Annotated in this window: 28 protein-coding genes, 1 tRNA gene and 1 pseudogene; 14 read left to right on the top strand and 16 right to left on the bottom strand. The window is 77.2% G+C overall.

All coding sequences use genetic code 11. The features are described 5' to 3' along the window. Nucleotides 1-8 precede the first annotated feature (8 nt). Entirely contained in the window at nucleotides 9-893 is an 885-nt protein-coding gene (locus tag ITJ85_RS09850; protein ID WP_217912927.1) for a DNA-3-methyladenine glycosylase family protein, read from the bottom strand. 54 nt (nucleotides 894-947) lie between these two features. Here ITJ85_RS09850 and ITJ85_RS09845 point away from each other — a divergent pair, with 54 nt between their 5' ends. From ITJ85_RS09845 to ITJ85_RS09830, 4 genes are read left to right on the top strand one after another with little or no spacing between them, the layout of a single operon-like run. Then, nucleotides 948-1,463, top strand: coding sequence for a macro domain-containing protein (locus ITJ85_RS09845; protein WP_217912926.1), 516 nt, complete (start codon nucleotides 948-950; stop codon nucleotides 1,461-1,463). Next, the gene (locus ITJ85_RS09840; protein ID WP_217912925.1) at nucleotides 1,460-1,915 is read left to right on the top strand and encodes a hypothetical protein; all 456 of its coding nucleotides are present in this window, start codon (nucleotides 1,460-1,462) and stop codon (nucleotides 1,913-1,915) included. Before ITJ85_RS09845 ends, ITJ85_RS09840 begins: the two co-directional genes overlap by 4 nt. A 55-nt stretch (nucleotides 1,916-1,970) precedes the next feature. Beyond that, nucleotides 1,971-4,253: a putative bifunctional diguanylate cyclase/phosphodiesterase gene (locus ITJ85_RS09835; RefSeq protein ID WP_217912924.1), complete on the top strand. Its 2,283-nt coding sequence runs from the start codon at nucleotides 1,971-1,973 to the stop codon at nucleotides 4,251-4,253. A 54-nt stretch (nucleotides 4,254-4,307) separates the two neighbouring features. Then, nucleotides 4,308-4,907, top strand: a complete 600-nt coding sequence (locus ITJ85_RS09830; RefSeq protein WP_217912923.1) for an isochorismatase family protein — start codon at nucleotides 4,308-4,310, stop codon at nucleotides 4,905-4,907. Here ITJ85_RS09830 and ITJ85_RS09825 read toward each other — a convergent pair. The 3 genes from ITJ85_RS09825 to ligD are packed head-to-tail and all read right to left on the bottom strand — an operon-like array spanning nucleotide 4,904 to nucleotide 7,391. After that, nucleotides 4,904-5,395 (bottom strand): NUDIX hydrolase, encoded by a 492-nt coding sequence (locus ITJ85_RS09825; RefSeq protein ID WP_217912922.1) that lies wholly within the window; start codon nucleotides 5,393-5,395, stop codon nucleotides 4,904-4,906. The genes ITJ85_RS09830 and ITJ85_RS09825 overlap by 4 nt on opposite strands. After that, nucleotides 5,395-6,450 (bottom strand): MGMT family protein, encoded by a 1,056-nt coding sequence (locus ITJ85_RS09820; RefSeq protein ID WP_281412183.1) that lies wholly within the window; start codon nucleotides 6,448-6,450, stop codon nucleotides 5,395-5,397. Before ITJ85_RS09820 ends, ITJ85_RS09825 begins: the two co-directional genes overlap by 1 nt. Then, nucleotides 6,363-7,391, bottom strand: coding sequence for a non-homologous end-joining DNA ligase (gene ligD / locus ITJ85_RS09815; RefSeq protein WP_217912920.1), 1,029 nt, complete (start codon nucleotides 7,389-7,391; stop codon nucleotides 6,363-6,365). Before ligD ends, ITJ85_RS09820 begins: the two co-directional genes overlap by 88 nt. 191 nt (nucleotides 7,392-7,582) lie before the next feature. On the opposite strand from ligD, the gene ITJ85_RS09810 reads away from it, so the two are divergent. Together ITJ85_RS09810 and ITJ85_RS09805 are read left to right on the top strand one after the other, a co-directional pair. Further along, the gene (locus ITJ85_RS09810) at nucleotides 7,583-7,939 is read left to right on the top strand and encodes a hypothetical protein (RefSeq protein ID WP_217912919.1); all 357 of its coding nucleotides are present in this window, start codon (nucleotides 7,583-7,585) and stop codon (nucleotides 7,937-7,939) included. Nucleotides 7,940-7,968: 29 nt separating this feature from the next. Next, complete coding sequence (locus tag ITJ85_RS09805; RefSeq protein WP_217912918.1) at nucleotides 7,969-9,015, top strand: radical SAM protein; 1,047 nt, start codon at nucleotides 7,969-7,971, stop codon at nucleotides 9,013-9,015. 59 nt (nucleotides 9,016-9,074) lie between these two features. Here the strand turns inward: ITJ85_RS09805 and ITJ85_RS09800 are convergent, their stop codons facing one another. After that, nucleotides 9,075-9,245, bottom strand: coding sequence for a hypothetical protein (locus ITJ85_RS09800; protein WP_217912917.1), 171 nt, complete (start codon nucleotides 9,243-9,245; stop codon nucleotides 9,075-9,077). 272 nt (nucleotides 9,246-9,517) lie between these two features. Here ITJ85_RS09800 and ITJ85_RS09795 point away from each other — a divergent pair, with 272 nt between their 5' ends. Further along, on the top strand, nucleotides 9,518-10,078 hold the full coding sequence (locus tag ITJ85_RS09795) for a hypothetical protein (RefSeq protein WP_217912916.1): 561 nt from the start codon (nucleotides 9,518-9,520) through the stop codon (nucleotides 10,076-10,078). A 147-nt stretch (nucleotides 10,079-10,225) separates the two neighbouring features. Here ITJ85_RS09795 and ITJ85_RS09790 read toward each other — a convergent pair. Both ITJ85_RS09790 and ITJ85_RS09785 read right to left on the bottom strand, forming a co-directional pair. After that, a tRNA-Asn gene (locus ITJ85_RS09790) sits at nucleotides 10,226-10,297 on the bottom strand. A gap of 63 nt (nucleotides 10,298-10,360) precedes the next feature. Next, the gene (locus tag ITJ85_RS09785) at nucleotides 10,361-11,074 is read right to left on the bottom strand and encodes a class I SAM-dependent methyltransferase (protein ID WP_217912915.1); all 714 of its coding nucleotides are present in this window, start codon (nucleotides 11,072-11,074) and stop codon (nucleotides 10,361-10,363) included. A 55-nt stretch (nucleotides 11,075-11,129) separates the two neighbouring features. Between ITJ85_RS09785 and ITJ85_RS09780 the strand changes: the two genes are divergently transcribed. Continuing rightward, nucleotides 11,130-11,564, top strand: coding sequence for a helix-turn-helix domain-containing protein (locus tag ITJ85_RS09780; protein WP_217912914.1), 435 nt, complete (start codon nucleotides 11,130-11,132; stop codon nucleotides 11,562-11,564). Continuing rightward, on the top strand, nucleotides 11,561-11,923 hold the full coding sequence (locus ITJ85_RS09775) for a hypothetical protein (protein ID WP_217912913.1): 363 nt from the start codon (nucleotides 11,561-11,563) through the stop codon (nucleotides 11,921-11,923). Before ITJ85_RS09780 ends, ITJ85_RS09775 begins: the two co-directional genes overlap by 4 nt. 35 nt (nucleotides 11,924-11,958) lie before the next feature. Here the strand turns inward: ITJ85_RS09775 and ITJ85_RS09770 are convergent, their stop codons facing one another. From ITJ85_RS09770 to ITJ85_RS09755, 4 genes and pseudogenes are all read right to left on the bottom strand, one after another. Next, a complete protein-coding gene (locus ITJ85_RS09770) occupies nucleotides 11,959-13,761 on the bottom strand; it encodes a M3 family oligoendopeptidase (protein ID WP_217912912.1) in 1,803 nt (600 codons plus the stop codon). A gap of 4 nt (nucleotides 13,762-13,765) precedes the next feature. Then, nucleotides 13,766-14,593, bottom strand: a pseudogene (locus ITJ85_RS09765) (PHP domain-containing protein); the annotation flags it as partial. Nucleotides 14,594-14,619: 26 nt separating this feature from the next. Further along, nucleotides 14,620-15,177: an adenylyl-sulfate kinase gene (gene cysC / locus ITJ85_RS09760; RefSeq protein ID WP_217912911.1), complete on the bottom strand. Its 558-nt coding sequence runs from the start codon at nucleotides 15,175-15,177 to the stop codon at nucleotides 14,620-14,622. A 93-nt stretch (nucleotides 15,178-15,270) separates the two neighbouring features. Next, nucleotides 15,271-16,032, bottom strand: coding sequence for a phosphoadenylyl-sulfate reductase (locus ITJ85_RS09755; RefSeq protein ID WP_425517111.1), 762 nt, complete (start codon nucleotides 16,030-16,032; stop codon nucleotides 15,271-15,273). A 7-nt stretch (nucleotides 16,033-16,039) separates the two neighbouring features. Between ITJ85_RS09755 and ITJ85_RS09750 the strand changes: the two genes are divergently transcribed. Continuing rightward, nucleotides 16,040-16,363, top strand: coding sequence for a translation initiation factor (locus ITJ85_RS09750; protein ID WP_343233014.1), 324 nt, complete (start codon nucleotides 16,040-16,042; stop codon nucleotides 16,361-16,363). Between the two features lie 115 nt (nucleotides 16,364-16,478). Then, entirely contained in the window at nucleotides 16,479-17,852 is a 1,374-nt protein-coding gene (locus tag ITJ85_RS17640; protein WP_217912908.1) for an ATP-binding cassette domain-containing protein, read from the top strand. Between the two features lie 238 nt (nucleotides 17,853-18,090). Here the strand turns inward: ITJ85_RS17640 and ITJ85_RS09740 are convergent, their stop codons facing one another. The 3 genes from ITJ85_RS09740 to ITJ85_RS09730 all read right to left on the bottom strand — a co-directional run bounded on the left by ITJ85_RS09740 (nucleotide 18,091) and on the right by ITJ85_RS09730 (nucleotide 20,667). Beyond that, nucleotides 18,091-18,654 (bottom strand): TetR/AcrR family transcriptional regulator, encoded by a 564-nt coding sequence (locus ITJ85_RS09740; protein ID WP_217912907.1) that lies wholly within the window; start codon nucleotides 18,652-18,654, stop codon nucleotides 18,091-18,093. Next, a complete protein-coding gene (locus ITJ85_RS09735) occupies nucleotides 18,647-19,027 on the bottom strand; it encodes a DUF4260 family protein (RefSeq protein ID WP_217912906.1) in 381 nt (126 codons plus the stop codon). The genes ITJ85_RS09740 and ITJ85_RS09735 overlap by 8 nt, the downstream gene beginning before the upstream one ends. A 95-nt stretch (nucleotides 19,028-19,122) precedes the next feature. Next, nucleotides 19,123-20,667: a Ppx/GppA phosphatase family protein gene (locus tag ITJ85_RS09730; RefSeq protein WP_217912905.1), complete on the bottom strand. Its 1,545-nt coding sequence runs from the start codon at nucleotides 20,665-20,667 to the stop codon at nucleotides 19,123-19,125. On the opposite strand from ITJ85_RS09730, the gene ITJ85_RS09725 reads away from it, so the two are divergent. Together ITJ85_RS09725 and ITJ85_RS09720 are read left to right on the top strand one after the other, a co-directional pair. Further along, nucleotides 20,666-21,373: an HD domain-containing protein gene (locus ITJ85_RS09725; RefSeq protein WP_217912904.1), complete on the top strand. Its 708-nt coding sequence runs from the start codon at nucleotides 20,666-20,668 to the stop codon at nucleotides 21,371-21,373. The two genes, ITJ85_RS09730 and ITJ85_RS09725, sit on opposite strands and share 2 nt — an antisense overlap. Before the next feature lie 73 nt (nucleotides 21,374-21,446). Then, on the top strand, nucleotides 21,447-21,602 hold the full coding sequence (locus tag ITJ85_RS09720) for a hypothetical protein (RefSeq protein WP_217912903.1): 156 nt from the start codon (nucleotides 21,447-21,449) through the stop codon (nucleotides 21,600-21,602). A 67-nt stretch (nucleotides 21,603-21,669) separates the two neighbouring features. Here ITJ85_RS09720 and ITJ85_RS09715 read toward each other — a convergent pair whose 3' ends face one another. Both ITJ85_RS09715 and ITJ85_RS09710 read right to left on the bottom strand, forming a co-directional pair. Further along, nucleotides 21,670-22,122 (bottom strand): universal stress protein, encoded by a 453-nt coding sequence (locus ITJ85_RS09715; RefSeq protein ID WP_217912902.1) that lies wholly within the window; start codon nucleotides 22,120-22,122, stop codon nucleotides 21,670-21,672. 10 nt (nucleotides 22,123-22,132) lie between these two features. After that, on the bottom strand, nucleotides 22,133-23,329 hold the full coding sequence (locus tag ITJ85_RS09710; protein ID WP_217912901.1) for a ribonuclease D: 1,197 nt from the start codon (nucleotides 23,327-23,329) through the stop codon (nucleotides 22,133-22,135). Between the two features lie 30 nt (nucleotides 23,330-23,359). On the opposite strand from ITJ85_RS09710, the gene ITJ85_RS09705 reads away from it, so the two are divergent. Further along, entirely contained in the window at nucleotides 23,360-25,237 is a 1,878-nt protein-coding gene (locus ITJ85_RS09705; protein WP_217912900.1) for an ABC-F family ATP-binding cassette domain-containing protein, read from the top strand. Nucleotides 25,238-25,276 lie beyond the last annotated feature (39 nt).

The following is a 25,276-nucleotide window of genomic DNA, read 5'->3' as shown; positions in this document are numbered from 1 at the left end:
GCTGGAGTCTAGCGGCCCGCCGGCCGCCGGCCCCCGGCGCGGTGCCAGCCGCCGCCGAGGGCGGCCACCGGGTGGCGCAGCAGGTACTCGCTCGCCAGCCCGGCCCACTCGCCGTAGGGGGCGAGCAGCTCCTGCGTCTGGCCCGGCTCCGGTGGCCGCCCGTGCACGGCGGCCCACAGCCGCACGAGGCCGAGGTCGTCGATCAGCCCGTGGTCGTAGCGGCCCAGCCCGCGCATCGCGATCACCCCGGCCGACCAGGGCCCGAGTTGCGGCTCGCGCCGGATGGCGGCCACGACGTCCGGCGTGGGGTGGCCGGCGAGCCGCTCCAGCGACGGGCCCCGCGCCACCCGCACGAGGGCCGCCGCCCGCCGCTCGGCGAGCCCGGCCGCGCGCAGCCGCGGCGGGTGCAGCGCCGCCAGGTCGGCCTGGGCGGGCGGCAGGCGCAGGCCGTCGGCCTCGCCGGTGCACATGCGCAGCACCGCCCGCTGCAGGCGGGCCGCCTCGCGGCCCGACACGAGCTGCCCGCAGACGGCGGCCAGCAGCGCGTGGGCGGGCGTGGCCAGGCGCATCGGCCGCAGCCCGGGCGTGCGCAGCGCCACGTCGCGGGCCAGCGGGTCGCGGCGGGCCATGCGCAGGAACGGCGAGTGGTCGACGTCGAGGGCGAGCAGGAAGCGCAGGCGGTCGGCGGCCCGCTCCGGCTCGGCGCCGTCCATCCGCGCCTCCACCGCCCCGTCGGCGCGCTGCCACAGCCGCACGAGCGCGGGGCGGCCGTCCACGAGGTCCCACAGGCGCAGCACGCCGCCGCGCATGACGCGCGTGCCGCCCGCCGTGCCGGCCGAGGAGTCGGCCAGCGAGTAGGGCCCGCGCGGGTGGAGCGTCGTCTCGAGGACCACGCGGTGAGCGTAGAGGGCGTTCGGGCGGGGCGCCGGTGCGGGTACCGTGCGGCCATGGCCATCGAGTTCGCCGTCGCCGACCTGCTGGCGCAGGAGGTCGACGCGATCGTCAACGCCGCCAACGAGCACCTCGCCCACGGCGGCGGCGTGGCCGGCGCGATCGCCGCGGCGGCCGGTCCCGACCTCGTGCGCGAGTCGCGCGAGCTCGGTGGCTGCCCGGTGGGCGGCGCGGTCGTGACCACGGCCGGCCGCCTGCCCCAGCGCGCCGTCATCCACGCCGTCGGCCCGGTCTGGCGGGGCGGCGGGGCGGGGGAGGACGAGCTGCTCGCCGCCTGCCACCGCGCCGTCGTGGCGCGCGCCGCCGAGCGCGGCTTCGCCTCCGTCGCGCTCCCGGCCATCTCGACCGGCATCTTCGGCTACCCGGTCGGGCTGGCAGCGCCGGTCGCCGTCGCCGCGCTCGCGGAGGCGCTGGCCGCGCACCCGGGCGTGCGCGTGGCGCGGTTCTGCTTCCTCGACGAGCGGCTCCGCGCGCCGTACCGGGAGGCGCACGAGCGCCTGGCCGGGCGGTGAACGGCGGCGACGCTCCGGGCGCCGGGGCCGACGAGGGCGCCCGCGAGCTGCGCCGCCAGCTCGCGGGGACCGTGTCGTCGGCCGCGGGCGCGTACGGCTACACGATCGCCCTCGGCGGCTCCATCGCCCAGGCGGCGCACCGGCTCGGCGGGCCGGTGCTGGGCGACGCGCTCGCCCTGATGGGCGGCGCGGTCGCGGCCTTCGTGCTGCTGGAGGCGCTCGCCCGCGGCGTCCGCCGCCCGACCGCCTCGCCGCGCGAGACGCACGTCTCGATCTGGGGCAACGCGCACCTCCTGTCGGCCGGCGGGGCGCTGTGCGCGGCGGCGCTCATCGTGCGCATCGCGCAGGGGTGGCCGGCCTGGCTGCTGACGGGCTTCGCGGTCACGGGCCTCTACTTCCTGCTGACGGCGGTCCAGAAGACGGCCGTCGCGGCGCTGCGCGGTCGCGCCTGAACCGGCGGCGCGCCCCGGCGCTCGATCGGCGGGGCGCGGTGCCGATAGCGCGGTCGTGCAGCTCCTGCCCGCCCGCATCCCCCGGCCCGCCGCCGTCGCGGCCGCGGTCGTCTGGCCGCTGGTGCTCGCGGCGCTGGCCGCGTACGGCCTCCACCTGTGGCTCGGGGTGCGTCCCGGGCCGGTCGGCGCGGCGACCATGGACCGCTGGGTCTACACGGGGCTCGTGGTGGTGGGCGCGGTCGGCATCGTGGCCCGCGCCCTGCTCGTGCGCGCCGAGCGGGGCGCCTGGCTGCTGATCGGCGCCGGGGCGCTCCTCTGGGCGGCCGGCGACGTGTGGTGGGTGGTCGAGCTCTCCGGCCTCGAGCAGGTCCCGTACCCGTCGGTGGCCGACGGCCTCTACCTGGCGTTCTACCCGCTGGTCTACGCCGGCTTCGTGCTGATGGTGCGCGCCCGCGTGCGCCGGTTCCACGCCAGCCAGTGGCTCGACGGGGTCGCGGCGGCGCTCGTGGTCGGGGCGGTCGGCGCCGGGGTGCTGATGCCGCCGATCCTGGAGGGCGCCGAGGGCGCCTCCCGGGCGGCCGTGCTGACCAACCTGGCCTACCCGCTCGGCGACACGCTCGTGCTCGCGATCGTGACCGGCCTGGCGGCGCTGTTCGGCTGGCGCCCGGGCCGCGACGTCGCCCTGCTGGCGGCCGGCGCTCTGACCTTCGCCGGCGCCGACGCGGTCTACCTCTTCCAGGTCACCGAGGGCACCTACGTCGAGGGCGGCGGGCTCGACTTCTTCTGGCCGCTCGGCATGGTCTGCATGGCGGCCGCCGCCTGGCAGCCGGCGCCGCGCGCCACCCCCGCGCGGCTGGAGGGCTGGAGCCTCATGGTGCTGCCGGGCGGGGTCGTGATCACGGCGATCGGCGCCCTGGTGCTCGACCACTACGCGCGCTCGCCCGGCTACGTGGTCTGGATGGCGGCCGCCGCGCTCCTCGTGTGCGTGCTGCGCGCGGGGCTCACCTTCCGCGAGAACATCAGCCAGTCGGTCACCGACTCGCTCACCGGCCTGCCCAACCGGCGCCTCTTCCACGACCGCGTTGAGCAGGCGATCGCCCAGGCGCGCCGCCACGGGCGCCGGGCCGCGGTGATGCTGATCGACCTCGACCGCTTCAAGGAGGTCAACGACACGCTCGGCCACCGCGCGGGCGACGTCGTGCTCGACGAGACCGCCCGCCGGCTGCGCGGCGCGCTGCGCGACAGCGACACGATCGCCCGCCTCGGGGGCGACGAGTTCGCCGTGCTGCTGCCCGACGTCCCCGACGTCGGCGCCGCCGAGCGGGTGGCGGCGGTCCTGAGCGAGGCGATCGCCCACCCGGTCGTGGTCGACGGCCTGCAGCTCGACACCGAGGCCAGCATCGGCATCACGCTCTACCCGGACCACGGGGCCGACGTCGCGACCCTCCAGCGCCGCGCCGACGTCGCGATGTACACGGCGAAGGCCGAGTCGCTGCCCTACGCCACCTACGGCGACGAGCAGGACGAGTACAGCCCGGAGCGCCTGGCGCTGGTCGGCGAGCTGCGCCGGGCGATCGAGCGCGACGAGCTCGTCGTCCACTACCAGCCCAAGGTCGACCTGCTGACCGGCGGGCTGGTCGGCGCCGAGGCGCTCGTGCGCTGGCAGCACCCCGTGCGCGGGCTGCTGGCCCCGGGCGAGTTCATCCCCGTCGCCGAGCACACCGCGCTCATCCGGCCCCTGACCCGGTACGTGCTCGACCGCGCGCTCGCCGACTGCCGTCGCTGGGAGGCGGCCGGCCGCGCCCTCCCCGTGGCCGTCAACATCTCGGCGCGCAACCTGCTGGACACCGGCTTCGCCGACCTGGTGGCCGACAGCCTCGAGCGGAGCGGCGTGCCCGCGGGGCGGCTCGAGCTCGAGCTGACCGAGACGGCCCTGATGGAGAACCCGGCCCGGGCCCTCGACGTGCTGCTGCGCCTCGGCGGCCTCGGCGTCGTCCTGTCGATCGACGACTTCGGCGTCGGCTACACGTCGCTCAACCAGCTCAAGCGGCTGCCGATCAGCGTGCTGAAGATCGACCGCAGCTTCGTCAACAACATGGACGCCCACCCGGCCGACGAGCTCATCGTGCGCTCGACGGTCGACCTCGGGCACAACCTGGGGCTGCAGGTGGTGGCCGAGGGCATCGAGAGCCAGGAGGTGCAGGATGCCCTGCGCGGCATCGGCTGCGACGTGGGGCAGGGCTTCCACACCGGGCGCCCCGTGCCGGCCGACGAGTTCGCCCGCCTGCTGGTCGCCTCCGGCGCGTCCGGGCCCGCCCTGGCGGCGCCGGCCGTCTGATCGGCGCGGGCCGGTCCGCTAGCCTCGGCTTCGGCGGCGACCACGGGGGCGGCCATGGCGGACGACGACCCGATCCGGTTCGACGAGCGCACGGCGCTCGTGGTGGTGGACGTGCAGAACGACTTCGCCGATCCGTCCGGCAGCCTCTACGTGACCGGCGGCGAGGAGGTCGTCCCGCGGGTCAACGATCTCGTCGCCGCGGCCCGCGCCGCCGGCGCCCCCGTCGTCTACACCCAGGACTGGCACCCGCCGTCGACGCCCCACTTCCGCGATGAGGGCGGCGCCTGGCCGGTCCACTGCGTGCGCGACACCTGGGGCGCCGAGCTGCACCCGGGGCTGACGGTGGACGGGCCGGTGGTGCGCAAGGGCACCGGGCGGGAGGACGGCTACTCCGGCTTCCACGCCCGCGACGAGGTCACCGGGGAGGAGCGCTCCACCGGCCTGCGGGCGATCCTCGAGGAGCGGGCCGTGGAGCGGGTGGTCGTCGTGGGCCTCGCCCGCGACGTCTGCGTGACGGCCACGGCGATCGACGCGCGGGGCCTCGGCTACGCCGCGACCGTCGTGCTCGACGCGACCCGCCCGGTCGAAGTGACGCCCGGCGACGACGCGCGCACGCGCGCCGAGATGGCCGCCGCCGGGGTGGATCTGCGCTAGCCGGCGCGGGCGGCGGCCGGGTCGTCCCGGGCGAGCCGCTCCAGCAGCGCCTCCACGGCCGGCACCTGGCCCGCCACGAGGGCCACCCGGGCCCGCTCGGGCGAGGCCCACTCGGCGCGGTCCACCTCCGGAAAGCTGCGCCGGCGGCCCGAGCCGGGCGGCCACTCGGTGGTGAAGGTGTTGCTGCGCACCCGCGACACGTCGAGGTCGCCCTCCAGCGCGAAGACCACCACCCGCTTGCCGCCCGACTGGCGGAACTCGCCGAGCTCGACCGGCTCGCCCGGCGGCGGTGGCCGCCCGAGCTCCTCCGCGAACTCGCGCAGCGCCACGGCGAGCGGCTCCTCGCCGTCCTCGTACTCGCCCTTCGGGATCGACCAGGCGCGCTCGTCGCGGCGCGCCCAGAACGGCCCGCCCATGTGGGCGATCAGCAGCTCCACGCCCTCGCCGGCGCGGCGGTGCAGCAGCAGGCCGGCGCTGCGCCGCGGCATCAGCGCAGGCTCGTGTCGGCGCCGGCCCGGGCCAGCGCGACGGCCTCCCAGCAGTAGCGGGCCGCCACGCTGCGATAGGGCCGGAAGCGGTCGCCCAGGCGCCCCATGCGGGCGGCCGGCGGCGGCGGGTCGATGCCCCAGACGATGCCGTAGCCCTGGCGCACGCCGAGGTCGTCCACCGGCCACACGTCCAGCCGGCGCAGCTCGAACATCAGGTACATCTCCGCCGTCCAGCGGCCGATGCCGCGCACGGCGACGAGGCGGGCGATGACCTCCTCATCGTCCAGGCCCTCGTTCGGCTCGAGCACCACCGTCCCGTCCAGCACCTTCGCCGTCAGGTCGCGGATCGAGGCCAGCTTGCCGGCCGACAGGCCCGCGGCGCGCAGGGCGTCGTCCGGCACGGCGGCGAGGGCCGCGGGGGTGAGCGGCCCGTCCACCAGCGCGCGCACCCGGCCGTGGATGGCGTTCGCCGCCCGCCCGGCGAGCTGCTGGAAGACGATGGAGCGCACGAGCGCGCCGAAGTGGCCGTCGGGGTTGCGGGGCCGGTGCTCGACCGGCCCCGCGGCGCGCACGAGGGCCGCCATCACCGGGTCGGCGGCCGCCACGGCGGCGATCGCCTCCTCCAGCGCGGCGCCGCGGCGCCCCGCCGGCGCCCCGTCCGGCGGCGGGGCGGGGTAGCGCGCCGCGGCCAGGTCGACCCGCGTGCCGCGCATGGGCACCCGCTCGCGCCGCAGCCGCTCGAGCTGGCGCTCGCCCTTCGGCACCGTGCCGTCGGCGCGCACCACGCGGTGCCACGGCACCTCCTCGGCCGTGGTCGCGAGCACCCGCCCCGCCAGCCGCGGCGCGGCCGGGTCGAGGTCGGCGTAGGTGCGCACGAAGCCACGCGGGATCGCCCGCACCGCGGCCAGGATGCGCTCGGCGCGGGCGTCGCCGGGCGGCGTCGGCGCCGGTGCGGGCGGGGGCGCGCTCAGCCCCCGCCCCCTCGCGCGCCGCGCGCGCGGCTCGGGGCCACCCGCGGCGCCTCGTCGGGCATCTTCGGGTAGACCGGCGGCCACGGGGCGTCCGGGACGCCGCGGGCCAGGTCGGCCCGGTACCGCTCCACGAGCGGCTCGATCGACTGCGGCGCGTCGTCCATGCCCGCCCACGGGTCGCCGAGCCGGGCGAGCCGCTCCGGCACGGTGCGCATGGTGAGCTCGTCCGGCTCGATCGCATCGATCTCGTCCCACGCGAACGGTGCCGACACCTGCGCCCCCGGCCGCGCCCGCACGCACCAGGCGCCGAACACGGTCTTGTGCGGCGCGTTCTGGTTGAAGTCGACGAACACCCGCGCGCCGCGCTCCTCCTTCCACCACGCGCCCGTGATCAGGTCGGGGCGCCGGCGCTCCATCTCGCGGGCCACCGCCACGGCGGCCTGGCGCACCGCGAACGAGTCGCGCCCCGGCTCCACGCGCACGTACAGGTGCAGCCCGCGGTTGCCGGTGGTCTTGGGGTACGCCGCGATCCCGAGCTCGCCGAGGAGGGCCCGCACCTCCGTCGCCGCCTCGCGCACCATGGGGAAGGTGACGCCGGGGGAGGGGTCCAGGTCGAGGCGCAGCTCGTCGGCCTCATCGGGGCGCGCGGCCCGGTACGGCCACACGTGGAAGCCGAGGCAGCCCATGTTGGCCGCCCACAGCACGTGCGCGACGTCGGCGAGCACGAGGGCGCGCGAGGTCGTGCCGTTGGGCGTCGACACCGTCGTCGTGGTCAGCCACCCCGGCGCCGACTGGGGGATGCGCTTCTGGAAGAACGACTGCCCGGTCGCCCCGTTCGGGAAGCGCTGCAGCAGCGCGGGCCGGCCGCGGGCCGTCGCCATGAGCGGCTCGGCCACGGCCAGGTAGTAGCGGGCGAGGTCGGCCTTCGTCTCCCCGTGCTCGGGGAACATGACCTTGTCCGGGTTGCTGATCGCGACGGTGCGCCCGCCCGCGTCCAGCTCGAGGGGCTCGGGCTCCGCCGCCATGGGGTGACGCTACCGCAGGCGCCCGACGGCGTCGCGCGCCCGGGTGCGCGGGCCCGAAGCGTGAGAACCGGGCGGCGCACCCGGTCCCGTCACCACAGGAGGTGATGGCGCCCCGCCCGCGGCGTCCACGACACTCGGCAGGCCACCGTCAGCGGTGGACTCTGTGCTCGCACCGAGACAGGAGTGCCGACATGGCGACAGCGACACGCGAGGCGGGGATCTCGCTCCCGCAGGATCCGGTCCCGGAACGGGAGCTCGAGTCGCACCTGGTGAGGACCCTCCAGGCCGGGGGCCTGAAGGGCGACGCGCTCAAGCAGATGAGCAAGGCCGTCGCCGCGATGAACGCGGCCGGCGTGCGGCCCATGCGCGTCTTCCCGAAGGGCATCGTCATCCCGGACGGGGTGCGGGTGCAGACCATCGTCGGGCTCGAGGGGGCCGGGCGGCTCGTCGACCTGCTGCGCGAGCTGCCGCAGATCGACGAGATCCGCATCTTCCCGAAGGGCATCCCGTTCCCCGACATCCTCGAGGCGGAGATCGGCTTCCGGTAGGCGGCGCGCGCCGGGCGAGGGGCGACGCGGTGGCCGGCACGTCGGCCGCGCCCCCGCCCGGCGTCGTGCAGGTGCACCCCTCGCTGCGCTGCAACCTGAGCTGCGCCCACTGCTACTCGATGTCCGGGCCACGCGCCCGCGCGGCGCTGCCGGTGCGGGCGATCGTCGGGGCGCTGGAGGACTGCGCGGCGCTGGGCTACGGCACCGTGGCCGTGTCGGGCGGCGAGCCGCTGCTGTTCGCCGACCTGCCGGCGCTGCTCGACGGCGCCCGCGCCGCGGGGCTGCGCACCACCGTGACCACCAACGGCACGCTGCTGGACGCCCGCCGCCTGGACCTCCTGGCCGGGCGCGTCGATGTGCTGGCCGTGAGCCTCGACGGGCCGCCGGACCTGCACGACCGGATCCGCGGTCGCGGGGCCTTCGCCCGGCTCGAGGCGGGCATCGGCCGGGCGCGGGACGCCGGCGTGCCCTTCGGCGTGGTGTACACCGTCGGCCGGTCCTCGTGGCGCGACGTCGCCTGGGCGGCCGGCTTCGCCCACGCCCACGGCGCGCGCCTGCTGCAACTGCACGCGCTCGAGGCGGCGGGGCGGGCGACGCAGGGGCTGGGGGGCGAGCGGCCCGACGACGAGGTGCTGCTCCAGGTCCACGTGCTGACCGCGGCGCTGCGCGTGCTCTACCGCGGCGCGATGGTGGTGCAGCTCGACCTGGTCCACCGCGACGAGCAGGCCGGGCCGCCGCACCCGCTCGGCGTGCTCTGCCTGCAGGACGATGGGACGCTGGTGCCGTCCACGTACGGGCTCGATCGGCGGTACGCGGTCTGCGACGTGACCCGCACACGCGTCCGCGACGCCTGGGCGCGCTTCGCCGCCGTGCGCCGGCCGGCCGTCGAGCGCCTCTGCGAGCGGGTCTGGGGCGCGTTCCTCGCGGGCGACCGGCTGCTGGTCAACTGGCACGAGGCGCTGGTCGCGGCGGCCGCCGAGGGAGGTCAGGTCGACGGCCTCCGCGACAGCGCGGCGCGCCCCGCGAGGCCTGCGCAGGTGGGGCACCACTCCAGCCGCGCCGGCCGCCCGGCGTAGGTCCCGCTGATCACCAGGACTGCCGGCACACCCCGCAGGGTGGGCCGGCCCCGGTCGGCTCAGTCCTCCGGCGCCTCCGCGGCCTGCCGCTCACGCAACGCGGCCGCCAGGGCTTCGTACCGGGCGTCGTCCGGCCCGATGACCTCCGCGCGTTCCCCCGCCACGCCGTCCTGCCCCTCCGCGCGCAGGGGCAGGAGGATGGTGCCGTCGTCGCGCAGGCGCGGGAACATGGCACGAGCGTCGCCCCGCCAGCCGTAGCGTCGAGGAACCCTTCGTTCACGCCGGCCACCTGCCCGAACCTGGCGCAGGGGTCGCGCCCCGGCGATGGCCGCCAGGGCGAAGCCGTCAGCCCAGGTTTCCTCCACGCCCATGAACCCGCCGGGGCCGCCCTGGCGGTGGTGGAGGTCGGAGTCCGAGAATCCCAGGCGCCGCCGGCCCCGGGCTGACCGGCCCCTGCGGCGGCCGCACGGGCGCGGCGGCCCGTCGGCGTAGGGTGTCCGGCATGGGCGACCGGCCCGCGCTCGAGCGCCTGCTCGCCCACCCGGCGCTGCGGCGGCCGGCCGTCGTGGCGGCGGTCGGCGAGCGCGAGCTGTCGCCGGCCGGCCTGGAGCTCTGCGCGCGCGTCGGCGCCGCGCTGGCGCGCGCCGGCCACACCGTCCGCACCGGTGGCTCGCCGGGCGCCGATCAGGCCTACGCCGCCGGCGCCACCGCCGGCGGCGGGGCGGTCGAGCTCGTGGTGCCGTGGAGCGGCTTCGAGCCGGCCGCGCGCCCGCCCGGCGCGGCGGTGGTCGCGCTCGACCCGGCCCTGCACGCCGACTGGGTCGCGCTCGCCCGCGACGCCGACCCCGGCCGGGGCGCGCCGCGCGACCACGACGACCAGCGCCTGCTGGCCCGCAACGGGGGCATCGTGCTCGGCGGCCACGGCCTCGGCCCGGCCGCGGCGATCTGCGTGGCCGCACACCGCGGCGAGCGCCCCCGCGGGCGCACGGTGCACGCGATCGCTTGCGCGGGGCGCGCGGGCATCCCGGTCGTGCTGCTCCCCGAGGCGGGCGCCGGCCGCTGAATCGCCGGTCGTCCACCGCGGGACGGCCCCGGGGATGGTGGCGCGACGCGGGCGCCTGGGTCCGACGGGGTCACGGACCAGGATCTGGCGACTCCGGCCTGACCCCGGCCAACGAAAAACCCCGCCGATAGCGGGGCTTTTCGGAAGCTCCTCGGGCAGGACTCGAACCTGCAACCCTCCGGTTAACAGCCGGATGCTCTACCATTGAGCTACCGAGGATCGCTCAGCGACCACTGTATCGAACGGTGGCGCGCGGCACTGTAGCCGAGCGGCTCCCGGCCGTCAGCCTCCCGGCGCGATCAGCCGGTGGAGGCGGATGAGCGAGCCCGACTCGTCCGGCCGGCCCGCGTAGCGGACCTCCTCGAGGTCGTGCCGCCAGCCGGCGGCGACGAGGGGGTCGATGAGGGCGTCGGCGTGCGGGCGGCGCGGGTCGGCGACGAGCGCCTCGCCCCCGGGGCGCAGGATGCGCGGCAGCAGCGCGGCGAGGGCGCCGCCGTTGCGGGCCTCGTAGAGCAGGTCGGCGCCGATCACGAGGTCGGCGGCCGGGCGGTCGAGCAGGGCGGGGGGCGGGGCGTTCCAGTCGACGTGCAGCGTGCCGAGGCGGGCGCCGTTCGCGGCGGCGTTGTGGCGGGTGAAGGCCAGCGCCTCCTCGTACCAGTCGGTGGCCAGCACGTCGGCGCCGGCGAGGGCGGCGACGATGGCGGGCACGCCGACGCCGCAGCCGAGCTCCACGACCCGGCGGCCGGCGGTCGCCGGGCGCCCGCCCACCGCCAGGCGCTCGGCGAGCACGCGGGCGCTCGGCCACAGCTCGGCCCAGTAGGGCAGGCGCTCGTCGCGCGCGTAGTCGTCCTCGTCGATGAGGTCCTCGGCGGAGGGCGGCCGCGCGATCCGCAGGCGCAGGGGGCCGACCGCGACCTGCTCGCGCACCGGGCGCAGCCGGGCGACCGGGTCGGAGGCGTCACCGATCGTGTGCGAACCCGCCGAGGGGCCGGTCATGCGCGGTCGTGGTCCTTCCGGAGGGGGCGGGGCGTGCGTAGTGTGCGCGATCCGCATGCCGAACGCCCCGCACATCGCCTCGAGCCGGCCCGCGTCGGCCATCAGCGAGGAGCCGCTCGCCGTGGCCCTGTCGCGGCTGCTCGACCGCCGCGGGCTGACCGTCTCCGGCCTCGGCAGCCTGCTGCGCGCCGAGGGCGTGGCGATCAGCCGCACGCGCCTGCACCAGCTCTGCACGGGCACCGGGGCGGCGCCGACGGCCGAGCAGATGGAGCGGCTGGCGTCGGTGCTGGGCGTGCACCCGGGCCACTTCGCGGAGTACCGGCTCTGGCGGGCGCGGGCGCTGCTCGACCCGGCGGTCGTCGGCTTCGACCGGGCGATGGCCAACTTCGCCCGCATGCGCGGCCGGCGCGGGCTCACGTGGGTCGACGACGAGCCCGGGGCGGGGCGCTATCCTGGCCCGGTCAGCAGTCCGTCGAAGGAGCGTGCATGAGCGAGAGCGAGGTGACGGCCGAGGCCGTCGCGGACGAGGTGGCCGCGCCGGAGCAGGCCGACGCCGACGCCGCGCAGGCCACGCAGGACGACCCGGACGTCGTCGCGATCGAGGAGGAGGTCGTCGAGGAGGCGATCCCGCAGCCGGTCGGCCCCGCCGCGGGCCGCCAGGCGCGCGTCTACCTCTGCGAGCGCGGCCACCGGACCGTCTCGGTGTGGAGCGAGCCCACCACCTGCCGCGCGCGTCCGACGCGGCGCTCCGAGTGCGGGCGCCAGCTCTACCCGATCGGCGAGCTGCCGGAGCAGGTGCAGAAGGCGCTCAACCCGCTGAAGGCCTCCAAGAAGGCCTCGAAGGGCTGATCGCCGCGGGTGGCGCGGGGCGCGCCGGGGTGGGCTCAGCCCGCCTCGGCCGCCTCCACCATCCGCTCCATCTCGCGGAACCCGGGCTCCCAGACCCCCGGGTCCGAGAGGTCCACGCCGAGCCCCCCGAGCAGCTCATCGGGCGTGGCCGACCCGCCGGCCGACAGGAACGCGATGTACGCGTCCACGAACCCGGCGCCGATCTCGCGGTAGCGGGCGTAGAGCGCCAGCGTGGCGAGGTGCGCGAACACGTAGGCGTACGTGTAGAAGCGTGTCGAGATGAAGTGGGGGATGTAGGACCAGCCCAGCCGGTAGCCCTGTGGCAGCAGCAGCGTGTCGCCGTAGTACTTCTCGTTCTCGGCGAACCAGATGTCGGAGAGCCGGTCGGCGGTCAGGGTGCCGCCCTCGGCGCGCAGCGCGTAGGCGCGCTGCTCGTAGCGGGCCAGGACCGTCTGGCGGAAGACCGTGGCGAACGAGCCCTCGACGCGCTCGGACAGCAGCGACCGGCGCGTCGACGGGTCGGACTCGGTCTCCATCAGGTGGTCGAAGGTGAGCAGCTCGGCGAACGTGGAGGGCACCTCGGCGAGCGCCAGGCCGGTGCCCATCGACAGGGCCGTCTGCGCGGCCGACGAGAAGGTGAAGTGCATGCCGTGGCCCAGCTCGTGGGCCAGCGTCATCACGTCGTCCATCTTGTCGGTGAAGTTCATCAGCACGTACGGCGAGGCGTCCTGCGCCACCGGGGCGCAGAAGGCGCCGCCGCGCTTGCCGGCGCGCGGCTCGGCGTCGATGCGCGACTCGGCGAAGAAGCCGCGCGCCACGTCCTCGACCCGTGGCGAGAAGCGCCCGAACGACTCGCGGATGAGCCGCTGCGCCTCGGGGTAGGCCACGGCCCGCGCCTCGCCGATCGGCGCGTACTGGTCGTGCAGCTCCAGGCGCTCCAGGCCGAGCAGGCCGGCCTTGACGCGGAACCAGCGGTGGGCGATGCCGTAGTGGCGCTCGACGGCGTCGAGCATCGCCTCGACGACCGGGCCCGGCAGCTCGTTGCGCAGGTGGGTGGGCTCCATCGGCCCGCCGTAGCCGCGCAGCTTGTCCATCGCCAGGCGGTCGCCCACGAGCGTGTCGTAGCAGTGCGACAGCGTGTCGGCGTGCGGCGCCAGGCCCTCGTAGAGCGTCTCGAGGGCGCGCCGGCGCACGTCGCGCCCGGGGTGGCGCACCAGCGCCAGCAGCCGGTCGATCGTGTGCGGCTGCTCGCCCTCGCCGTCGCCGGCGTCGAACGGCACCTCGAGCGTCGAGGTGATCTGGCCGAACAGCGTCTGCCAGGCGCTGACCGCCGCGGGGCTGCGCTCGGCGAGCATCCGCTCCTCGGGCTCCGACAGCGTGTGCGGCGCGAAGCGGCGCAGCGCGATCAGGTAGTGGCGGTCGGCCGCCACCTCGGGCGCGTCGTGCAGCTCGCGGGCGCGGTCCTCGTCGAGGGCCAGCCACTCGAGGTCGAAGAAGCGCAGCGCGTTGGACGCCTCCACCATGCCGCGGTCGACGGCGGCCGCCAGGTCCTTGTTCTCCTCGCTCGTCACGTCGACGGACTCGCGCAGGTTGGCGTAGGAGCCGACCCGCGACAGCTCGTTGTCGATCGCGGCCAGCTCGGCCAGCGCCTCGGCCAGGCCGGGCCCGTCGATCGTGGCGAGGGCGCCGCGGTAGCGGGCCTCGAACGCCCGCGAGCGCTCCAGCGCCGCGGCGAGCCGCTCGCGGGCCTGGGCGGCGTCGGCGACGAGGGGGGAGAGGTCCCAGTGGACCCCGGCCGCGCGCGGGCCGGAGGGGGTGGTGTCGGTCGCTGTGGTCATGCGGTCACGGTAGCCGATCACCCTGCGGGCGGGCGGCCAGCAGCCGGTCGACGGCGTCGGGCGGCAGCGGCGGGTCGCCCGTGTCGCCGGGGCGCAGCGGGTCCTCGGGGCGGTGGAAGTCCGAGCCGCCGCACGCCACCAGCCGGTTGCGGTGGGCGAGCCCGGCGAGCTGCCTGCGTCGCTCCGGCGTGTGCTCGGGCCGGTGCACCTCGATGCCGCGCAGGCCCCAGCCGGCCAGGCGCCGCACCCAGCCGGCCAGCTCGCGGTCGCCCATGCGCAGCGACGCCGGGTGGGCGAGCACCGCCGCGCCGCCGGACGCGGTCACCAGCCGGATCGCCTCGCGCGGCTCGAGCCGCGCGTGCGGCACGACCGCGGGCCCCTCGTCGCCCAGGTAGCGCGCGAAGGCGTCGCCGCGGTCGCGGGCGTGGCCGGCGGCCACGAGGGCGTCGGCGAGGTGCGGCCGGCCGATCGGCCCGGCCGCCCGGGCGGCGACGTCCTCCATCCGCACGGGGGCGCCGAGCTCGGCCAGGCGCTCGACGATGCGCCGCGCCCGGTCGGCCCGGGCGGCGCGCAGCTCGGCCAGGCGCCCGGCCAGCGGCTCGGGGGCCGGGTCGGCGAAGTAGCCGAGCAGGTGCATGGAGCCGGACGGCGCCCGCACCGACAGCTCGACGCCGGGCACCACGCGCACGCCGAGCGCCGCGCCCGCGCGCAGCGCCTCGGGGACGCCGTCGAGCGTGTCGTGGTCGGTGACCGCCAGCACGCCGACCCCCGCCGCGGCCGCCAGCTCGACCAGCGCCGCGGGCGCCAGCGAGCCGTCGGACGCGACGGTGTGGGCGTGGAGGTCGGCCCGGCGCGGTGCTACGCGCCGACCGCCTGGCCGATGAGGCCGCGCGCCTCCAGGGCGGCGACCACCTCGGCCGCGCTCTGCTCGGGCGTCTGGGACTCGGTGCGGATGTGGATCTCCGGGTCCTCGGGCGCCTCGTAGGGGTCGCTGACGCCCGTGAACTCCTTGATCTCGCCGGCGAAGGCCTTCGCGTAGAGGCCCTTCACGTCGCGGTTGGCGCACTCCTCCACGGAGGTGTCGACGAACACCTCCACGAACGGGCCGAACTCCTCGACCATGCGGCGCGCGTCGGCGCGGGTGTCGCGGTAGGGCGAGATGGCCGACACGAGGGTCACCGCGCCGGCGCGGGTGAGCCGGCTCGCGACCCAGCCGATGCGGTTGATGTTCGTGTCGCGGTCCTCCTTCGAGAACCCGAGGCCCTTCGACAGATGGGTGCGGACGACGTCGCCGTCCAGGTAGTCGACCAGGACGCCCCGGCGCTCCAGCTCGGGGCCGACGAGGTCGGCGATGGTCGACTTGCCGGCGCCCGAGAGCCCGGTGAACCACAGGGTGAAGCCGCGGCGATCGCTCACGCTGCTGGTGCCCTCCTTCCGGGGCGGGGCCCCGATCGTATCGTCACTGGAAGCCTGCCGAGGTCGTCGGCCGGGCGCCCGCCGGCGCGCCCCTCAGCGCCGGCCGGCGGCGGCCTGCTGCGCGGGCAGGTGCAGGCCGCACTCGGTCTTCTCGGCGTCCGCCCAGCGGCCGGCGCGCGAGTCCTCGCCGGGGCGGACCGGGCGGGTGCAGTGGGTGCACCCGATCGACGGGTAACCCCGGTCGTGGAGCGGGTTGTACGGCACGTCGTGCGCGAACAGGTAGCCCTTCACGTCCTCATCGCTCCAGGCGGCGAGCGGCTGCACCTTGACCACGCCGCGGGGGTCGAGCTCGAGCATCCGGGCGTTGGCCCGGGTCACGCTCTGGGCCCGGCGGATGCCGGTGATCCAGGCGTCCATGCCGACGAGCGCGCGCTCGAGGGGCTCCACCTTGCGCAGGTGGCAGCAGCGGTCGGGGTCGCGGCGCCAGAGCTCCGGGCCCTCCTCGCGCTCCTGCTCCGCGACGGTCAGGCGCGGGTCGATCCGCTCCACCTCGATCCCGTACCGCTCGATCAGGCGGTCGCGGGTCTCGTACGTCTCGCGGAAGAGCAGGCCCGTGTCGAGCTCGACGATGCGGATGTCGGCTCCGAGCTGGTGCAGCATGTCGATGAGGATCGACGACTGGTGCTGCCACGAGCAGGTGAGCACGATGCGCCCGGCGAAGCGCTCGACCGCCCAGGCGAGGAGGTCCTGGGCGCTCCGGCCCTCGAACTCTTCGGCGAGCTGCTCGACTTCCTCGGCGGACAGCGACAGGCTGGACGGGGGCACGGCGGCAAGGCTACCAGAAGGTGTGCGCATGGGATCCATAAGCGATGACAATACCCGGCTCGTGTGGTCGAGCGAGGGCGGGCGGGTCCGCGATGAGCGGCCGGCGGCGCCGCCGGCGTCGGGGCCGGGCGACGGCGTCGTGCGCGTGGGGCGCACGTCGTCGGGCCGGCGGGGCAAGACGGTGACCGTCGTGACGGGGCTGCCGCCCGCCGACGTGGCCCGCGTGGCCAAGGAGCTGAAGCGCCTCTGCGGCTCGGGCGGCTCGGTGAAGGACGGGGTCGTCGAGATCCAGGGCGACCAGCGCGCGAAGGTCATCGCGCACCTCGGGGGTGCATATCGGGTGAAGCCGACCGGCGGATGAGGACGGGCCGTGGGGGGGCGGCGGCTCGCCTGCGGCGCGTGCTCGAGATCGATGGGCTGACGAAGCGGTACGGCGACCGGCCGGCGCTCGACGGCCTCACGATGTCCGTGCCCTCGTGGGCCTGCTCGGCCCCAACGGGTCCGGCACGGCCACGGCGATGCGCATCGTCGTCGGCGTCATCGACGCCGACGCCGGCACGGTGCGCCACCGGGCCGCGCCGACCACGCCCGAGGTGCGCCGGCGCTTCGGCGACACGCCGGAGGAGCGCGGGCTCTCCCCGGACATGCGCGTGCGCGACCAGCTGGTCCACTTCGTGCGCCTCGCCGGCGTCGACCGGCGGGCCGCGGGGCGGCGCGCCGACGCGCCGCTCGGCATCGCCGACCGGGCCGGCGAGGAGCTGCAGGGGGTCGCTCGGCGACCAGCAGCGGGTGCGGCTGGCCACCGCGCTCGTCCACGAGCCGGAGGCGCTGGTGCTCGACGAGCCCTTCTCGGGCCTCGACCCGATCGCCGTGGCGGGGCTGCAGGAGGCCGTCCAGGAGGCCGCCGACGCCGGCCGCCTGGTGCTGTTCTCGAGCCACGAGCACGAGCTGGTCGAGGACCCGTGCGAGTCGGTCGTCGTGATCGACCGCGGCCGGGAGGTGATGGCGGGCCGGGTCGACGCCCTGAAGGCCGCGAGCCGCCAGCGGGTGCTGCGGCTGGCGGCGGAGCCGCCCGGCGGCGGGCGCTGGGGCGCCGACCTGCCCGGCGCGCGGCTGCTCTCGGCCGGCGCCGACAACGCCCGCCTGGCGCTGGGCGCCGACCCGCTCGCCGTGCTCGACGCCGCCCGCGCCGAGGGGCGTGGAGGTGCGCGAGGGGCCGCGCGCCGGCGCCGTCCGCCTGGCGGAGGCGGGCGACGTCGACGCCGCGGTGGCCATGGCGGCGTCGGCCCGGTCGAGGTCGCGGTGGAGGAGGAGCTCTCCGGCGCCTGCGCGCGATCATCCAGGGCGCGACGGGCCAGGTGCGCCCGGAGGCCGGGCCGCGCGCGGCGGGGGGTGGGCCCGGCGGCGGCCGAGGGCATCCCGGCGCCGCCGTCGACCGAGGTGCGCACCGGCGGGCCGGATCCGATCGACCCCGGCGACACCGGCATCGGCGTCATCGCGGCGGTGCCGCTCGACGTGGCGCTGCTGTCCGCCGGCACGCTCGTCGCGACCGGCGTGGCCGAGGAGAAGACCAGCCGGGTGTCCGAGGTGCTGCTCGCCAGCCTGCGGCCGGTGGAGCTGCCGACCGGCGAGGTCGCGGGGACCGGCGCCGTCTCGCTGCTGCAGCTGCTCGCGGCCGCCGTGCCGGCGCTCGTGGCCGCGCTCGCGATCGGCTCCGTGGACCCGCCGACGTCGCCGTCCCCACGATCGCCGGGTCGTGGTCTGGCTCGCCGCCGGATACGCGCTCTCCGCCTCGGCCGACGGCGCGCTCGGCGCGCTGGTGGGGCGCCGGCAGGAGGTGGGGTCGGTGAGGCGCCGCTGGCGATCCTGCCGCTGGCGGGCTGCCTGATCGCGGCGAGCAACGCCGCCGACCCCGAGGGCCGCCTGGTGGTGCTCGCCTTCTCCCTGCCGCCGTTCGCCCCCATCGTGATGCCGCCGCGGGTGGCGGCCGGCACGGTGGGCGCCGGGGCGGTCGTGGTCTCGCTCGCGCTGACCGTCGCCGCGGCGGTGGCGACCATGCCGTCCGGGGCCGGGTCCACCGCTCCGGCATCACGCGGACGGGCCGCCGGGTGCGCCTGCGGGAGGCGCCGGGCCGGCCGCGCTGAGCGCGGCGACGCCGGCCCGCCAGGCGGCGTCGAGGTCGGCGCCGGGCGGGAAGCGCCCGGTCAGCTCGAGGATCGTCATGCCGTGGGCGAACGCCCACGCCGCGCGCGCCAGGTCGGCGTCGCCCCCCGCGGCCGCCACCAGCGGCGCCGCGGCGCGCGCCTCGACGCCCGGGTCGAGCAGCTCGCGGGGGAGGGGCCGCTCGGTCATGAGGCGGTAGAGGTGCGGGTGGCCGGCGGCGAAGCGCCGGTAGGCGGCGCCGATCGCCGCGAGCGGCTCCCCGCCGCCGGCCGCCGCCGCGAACGCGTCGGCGAGCTCGGCGAACCCCTGCGAGATGATCGCGGCCTCGAGCGCCGCCTTGTCCGGCAGGTGCTTGTAGAGCGACGCGGCGCGCACGCCGACCCGCTCGGCCACCCGGCGCATCGACAGGCCCGCCGGGCCCTCCTCCTCGAGCAGCGCGCGACCGGCCGCCACGATCTGCCGCGCGCGCGGCGAGGGCCCCTCAGCCACGCTGGAACCCGTCGCGGTCGCGCAGCCCGTAGCCGGCCGCCCGGTCGACGGCGATGTGGATCCCCCAGGCGAGCGCCCCCACCGCGGGGCCCGCGCCCAGGCCGGCCACCAGGACGGCGGCGAGCATCGCCGCCGGCACGGCGGGTCGGTGCAGCGCGTTGTAGAGCGGCACCGCGCGCGGGTGCAGGCGGCCCTGTGCCATGCCGCCGCCCGCCCCGGCGAGCAGCGCGAGGTCCGGCCCCGCGCCGAACGCGAGCAGCCACCACCAGCCGCCGTGGCCGGCCAGCACCAGCCCCGCGGCCGTGCCGAGCGCCGCGGCCAGGGCGAGCCAGGCGAGGCGGCGGGCGGCGCTCGACGATCCGGTCGTGTGCATCGGGTCCCCCTTCGAGGTGAACAGTGTTAGCCGAACAACCACAGGCTAACGCTGTTCACCCGGGGCGTCAAGGTACGCCGCGGGGGCGGGCGGCGCTACGCGAGCGCGAGCTCGAGGCGGCGGCCGAACGCCGCCTCGACGGCGGGGGCCTCCTGCGCCGCCGACCAGAGCGCGACGGTGGGGTCGCCCTCCGCGTCGACCTCCAGGCGCAGCAGCCCGTCCCGGGCGTCGGCCGATAGCCGCCGCACGCCGCCGGCGCGGCCGCGCTCGAGCTGCTCGGCGATGCGCAGGCAGACCGCCATGCGGCCGAGCGCCTCGGCGCCCGCGCCGCCCACGATGTCCGCCAGGGGGTCGGCGCTCGGCAGCGCCTTGCGGTGCGCCCGCACCAGCAGCGCCACCATCGCCAGCTCGTGGTGGCGGTAGCCGGGCAGGCCGGCGTTCAGGATGAGGTAGAAGCCGTGCTTGTGGTGGTCGTTGTAGTCGACCAGCACGCCGGCGTCGTGGAGGATCGCGGCGGCCCACAGCAGCTCGCGCTCGCGGCGGTCGAGCGTGTGCAGGCCCAGGCGGGCCAGCTCGTCGTAGACGCCCAGGGCGAGCTGGGCCACCCGCTCGGCGTGCGGCATCTCGCAGCGGTAGATGTCGGCCAGGTTGAGCACGCTCTGGCGGCGCACGTCCGCGATGAGCGGCGGCTCGGCCGGGGCCAGGAAGCGCTCGTAGAACAGGCCCTCGCGCAGCCCCTGCGAGCAGATCTCGATGCGCTGCACGCCGAGGTAGTCCATCGCCGTGGAGATCACGATCGCGCCCGCGAGCGTGATGTCGGCGCGGTCGGGCTTGAGCCCGGCGATGCGGCTGCGCTCCGAGGCGGGCGCCGCGGCCATCCGCTCGATGAGCTCCTCGATGCCGTCGCGCGGCAGCATGTAGCCGTGCAGCTCGTCGAGCGGGTAGCGCACCGCCCGCTGGTGCATGCGGGCCAGCGTGCGGATGGTGCCGCCGATCCCCACCATGCGGCCGCCGAGCGCCGACAGCCAGCCCACCTCGCCCAGCTCGCGCGCGGCGTGCTTGCGGAGCGCCTTCATCTCGCCCCGCGAGGCCCGCTCGCCGGGCAGGAAGCGCTCGGTCATGCGCACCGCGCCGAGCGGGCGCGAGACCACCCGCTCCAGGCCGCGGCCGACCACCCGCGAGATCTGGATGCTGCCGCCGCCCAGGTCGAGCACGTGGCCGTCGCCGAGGGTGGTCGAGTTGACGACCCCGAGGTAGCCGTACCAGGCCTCCTCCTCGGCCGACAGCACGCGCACCCCGAGCGCGCCCCCCGCGGTGAGCGCCTCCATCACGTCGTCGCGGTTGGCCGCGTCGCGCGCCGCGCTGGTGGTGACGGCGTCCACCGCCTCGAGGCCGGCGTGGGCGCAGAAGGCCGCGTAGAGGCGCACGGTGTGCGCGGCGCGCTCGAGCGAGTCGGGGTGGAGCCCCTGCGGCCCGGCGCCGGCGGAGAGCCGCACCGCGTCGCGGATCTCGTCCACGAGCTGGAAGGAGCCGCCCGGCCGGTAGCGGAACACGACCAGGCGGAAGGTGTTCGACCCCATGTCGATCACCGCCAGGCGCCGCTCCGCGCCGGGTGACGGCGGCGCTACCCTAGAGGTCATGGGTCCCACTCCGCTGCGTCCGCCGACGATCACCGACGTCGGCGACGAGGGGCCGTCGAGCGCCCGCGCGCGCGCCTGGCCCGGCAACTTCGACGCGCCGGAGACCGTCGAGCGGGTCTGGACCGACTTCGCCGCCGCGCTCGAGGACCCGGCGCACCGCACGGCGCTCCAACGCGCCCTCGCGTTCGCCCGCGCCCGCCACGGCGACCAGACCCGCCGCGGCAGCGACACGCCGTACTGGGTCCACCTGGTGCGCGTGGCCATGCTGCTCGACGTGTGGGGCGAGAGCGACCCCCTGCTGCTGCAGGCGGCGCTGCTGCACGACACGGTCGAGGACACGCCCACCTCCATGGGCGAGATCCGCACCGGCTTCGGCCCCGAGGTCGCCGACCTGGTCGATTGGCTCACGGCGCCGAGCCGCGGCGACGAGCTGCGCGCCTACTACGCCCGGCTGGAGGCCAGCGCCCCGCCCGAGGCCCGCGTGCTGAAGCTCGCCGACCGGGTCGACAACCTGCGCAGCATCCAGGCGCTCGTCATGCGCACCGGCGACCGGCACCGGCGCTGGGCCGGGACGTACCTGCGGCGCACCACCTGGCAGGTGCTGCCGCTGGCCGCGGCGGCCCCGTCGGTGGCCCGCGTCGCGCTGGTCACGGCGATGGCCGACCTGGCCCCGCTCGTCGACGACGGGGGCTTCACCGAGCCCTAATGCCGGGTGAACCGTGGGGACACGGGCGCCCGATTGGATGCCCCCGTCCCGACGACCACGACCGGAGGACGACATGGACGCCACGCTGACCGTCGCGGAGACCGCCGCGCTGCAGGGCCTGCTCGACCGCCTCGACCCCGCGCCGACGGGCGCGTGCGGCGTCGTCGGGTGCCTGCACGTCCACGCCGGCGCGCGCCGGGTGGAGGACGCGCCGGCCCTGGCGGCGTAGCCGCCGGGCACGGCCCCTGCGGACGGCGCGGCCACCCCGCCCGCCGTCCGCCGCCCCCCGGCCCCGCTCAGCGCCCGCGTTCGGCCGGCGGGACGAGCAGCACCGGGCACGGCGAGTGGTGCGCGACGTAGGTCGCGAAGCTGCCGAGCAGGGCGCGCTCCAGCCCGGTGCGGTGCGTGGCCGCGACCATCAGGTCGCAGTCGTGCTCCCGTGCCCACGCGCAGGCGGCCACCTCGGGCTGGCCCTCCAGCAGCACGGGCTCGGCGCCGGGGATCGTGCGCGCCTCCTCGGCGAGCCACAGCCGGGCGGCCTCGCGCTGGGTCTCCACGTCGTGCGGCGGCGCGCCGCCCACGGCGGCCGCCATCGAGACGAAGAAGCCGGGGTCGGCCATCACGTGCACCACGCTCAGGCGCCCGCCGGCGAGCTCGTGCACGGCGGCGGCCTGGGCGAGCGCCCGGGCGGCGGCCTCGGAGTCGTCGATGAAGCAGGCGACGTGCTGGAGCGGGGGTCGGTCGGCCATGGCCGGGATGCTACCCGCCCCCGCCGGTCGCCCCGCGCGGGATCTCCGCGAGGTAGGGCCGCTCGGGGTCGACCCCCAGGGCGATCCGGCCCCGGGCCAGGTCGACGAGCGCGTCGCCCACGAGGTCGCGCCGCCAGCCGCTGGCCAGGCCCTGGCCGTCGAGGTCGCCGTCGATCGCGGCGGCCAGGAACGCCGCGATCTCGTCGCGCGTGGCCACGAGGCTGGGCGCCAGGTCGGCTGCGGCCGCGCGGGCGGTCACCAGCACGGCGCCGAGCGGGCCCAGCACCTCCAGGCGCTGCTGCACCTCGGGCGGGGGCGGGGAGCCGCCCCTGATGGGAGGCGCCTCGGCGCCCTCGCGGATCGCCCGCAGCAGGCCGTCGGCCTCGTCGCCGCGCATCCGCGCGGGCAGGCCGCGCTCGCCCTCGAGGGCCTGCCGGTCGGCGGGGCGGCGGTGGGCCATCTCCACGAGCGTGCGGTCGGGGACCACCCACGAGGCCGGCTTGTCGCGCCGGGCGGCCTCGCGCTCGCGCCAGGCCGCGATCGAGGCGAGCACCGCGCGATCCTGGGGGGTGAGGCGTCCGCCGCCCTTCACCCGGCGCCACGCCGTGGCGGGGTCGGGCACCAGGCGCGCCTGCGGCCCGTAGCGGCGCTCGTGCTCCTCGGCGATCCAGTCCGTGCGGCCCAGCCGGGCGCCGCGGGCGGCCAGCTCGTCGGCGAGCTCCAGCAGGTGGTCGACGTCGCCCGCCGCGTAGCGCAGCTGGGCCGCCGACAGCGGCCGCTTGCTCCAGTCGGTGTAGCGCTCGCCCTTGTCGTGGCGCACCTTCAACACGCGCTGCAGCAGCGTCGCGAGGCCCTGGCCGGCGCCGAGGCCGACGAACCCCGCGATGATCTGCACGTCCACGAGCCGCTGCGGGCGGACGCCGTGCGCCAGGCCCAGCAGCGTCAGGTCGGCCGAGGGCGCGTGCATCACGACCTCGACCTGCGGGTCGGCCACCAGCTCGGCCACGGGGCCGAGCGGCGCGCCGTCGATCGGGTCGACGATGTGTACCTCGCCGGAGGGCAGCGCGAGCTGGGCGAGGCACGCCACCGGCGCGTAGGTGCGCTCCCAGAGGAACTCCAGGTCGAGCGCGACCCGTCCCTGCCTGCGCGCCTCCGCGACGACGGCGTCGACCCCGGCGGGGTCGATGATCGGCTTCGGCGGCGACATCCGCCCACAGCGTAGCTACCCTGGGGGGTCGTGCAGGCGATCCAGCTGAGCAAGGCCTTCGGGGCACGCGACGTCCTGAAGGACGTCTCCTTCCGCGTGTCGCCCGGCGACCGCCTGGCCGTGGTGGGGCGCAACGGCGAGGGCAAGACCACCCTGCTGCGCATCCTGGCGGGGCGGCTGCCCGCGGACTCGGGGACGGTCAGCATGGGCCGCGGCGCCACGGTGGCCCTGCACGACCAGCGCCCGCCGCACGACTCCGACCGCACGCTCGAGGAGTACGTGGGCGAGGGGATGCAGGCGGCCCGCGCGGCGGAGGCGCGCCTGGCCGAGCTTGAGGCCCGCATGGCGGCCGGCGACCACGGCGCCGAGGTGCTCGACGAGTACGAGCGGGCCCAGGCCGCGCTCGAGCGCGCCGGCGGCTACGCCTGGCGCTCGTGGATGGAGCGGGTGCTGCGCGGCCTCGGCATCGCCGAGGACCAGCTGTCGCGCCCCCTGCGCGGCTTCTCCGGCGGCGAGCTGACGCGCGCCTCGCTGGCGCGCTCGCTGGTGTCGCGGCCGGACGTGCTGCTGCTCGACGAGCCGACCAACCACCTCGACCTCGAGGCCGTCGAGTGGCTCGAGCGCACGATCGCCGACCTCGGCGCCACCGTGCTGTTCGTCTCGCACGACCGCTGGTTCCTCGAGTCGGTGGCCACGGGCGTGCTGGAGATCGACCGGGCGAAGGCCAGGCTGTGGCCGATGGGCTACTCGGCGTTCCGGCGCGAGCGGGCGCTGGCGATCGACCGCCAGGGCGCCGAGGCCGAGCGCCAGGCGGCCGAGATCGCGCGCCTGGAGCGGTTCGTCACCCGCTGGCGCGCCGGCACGAAGGCCCGCCAGGCCGCCTCGCGCCAGAAGCGCCTCGACCGCATCGAGCGCATCGAGCCGCCGCGCCGGGCGGACCACCTCGCCTTCGGCTTCCCCAAGACGGAGCGCAGCGGCAGGGTGGTGATCGAGGTCGACGGGCTGGACGTGCGCGTGCCCGGCAAGGAGCTCGTGACGGGCGCCGGCTTCACGCTGGAGCGCGGGCAGCGCCTGGCCGTGGTGGGCCCGAACGGGGCCGGCAAGACCACGCTCGTCGAGACGCTGATCGGCAACCGCCCGCCCGACCGCGGCCGGGTGAGCGTGGGGCACCGCGTGGTGCCGGCCTACTTCTCCCAGCAGGGCGACGAGCTCGACGACTCGCGCACGGTCGTGGAGACGGTCCTGGCGGCGAGCGACCTCACCCAGACCCAGGCCCGCACGCTGCTCGGCGGGTTCCTCTTCCGGGGCGAGGCGGCCGACGTGCGCGTGGAGGGCCTGTCGGGCGGCGAGCGGCGCCGGCTGTCGCTGGTGGCGCTGATCGCCCGCGGCGGCAACCTGCTCGTGCTCGACGAGCCCACCAACCACCTCGACACGGAGAGCCGCGAGGCGCTCGAGGCGGCGCTGGAGGCCTTCGACGGCACCGTGCTGATGGTCTCCCACGACCGCGCGCTGATCGACGCGATCGCCACCCACACACTCTCCCTCGAGCACGGCACGGCCGTGATGCGGGCCGGCGGCTGGACCGACCTGCTGCGCGTGCGGGCCGCGGCCGAGGCGCCCGCGGCGGCGCCCGCCGCCCCGCCGCGGGCGGCCGCCCGGCGCAGGCCCGGGCCGCGCGCGCCGCAGCGCAAGCCCGCCGGCGGGCAGCGCGAGGTGCGGCGCCTCGAGCGCGAGATCACGCGCGTCGAGCAGGCGATCGCCGAGGTCGAGCGGGCCCTCGCCGACCCCGCCACCCTCGCCGACCGGGAGCTCGTGGCCGGGCGCGGCGAGGAGCACCGCGGCCTGCAGGAGGAGCTCTCGTGGCTGATGCGCGAGTGGGAGCGCGCCGCGGAGGCCGCCGGCGCCTGAGCGCGGCGCCCCGGGGCGGTCGCGGCCGCCCCGGGGCCC

The organism is Miltoncostaea marina, from assembly GCF_018141525.1.
Lineage (GTDB): Bacteria > Actinomycetota > Thermoleophilia > Miltoncostaeales > Miltoncostaeaceae > Miltoncostaea > Miltoncostaea marina.
The sequence above is the reverse complement of the archived record's forward strand: the minus strand, read 5'-3'. Positions and strand labels throughout refer to the sequence as shown.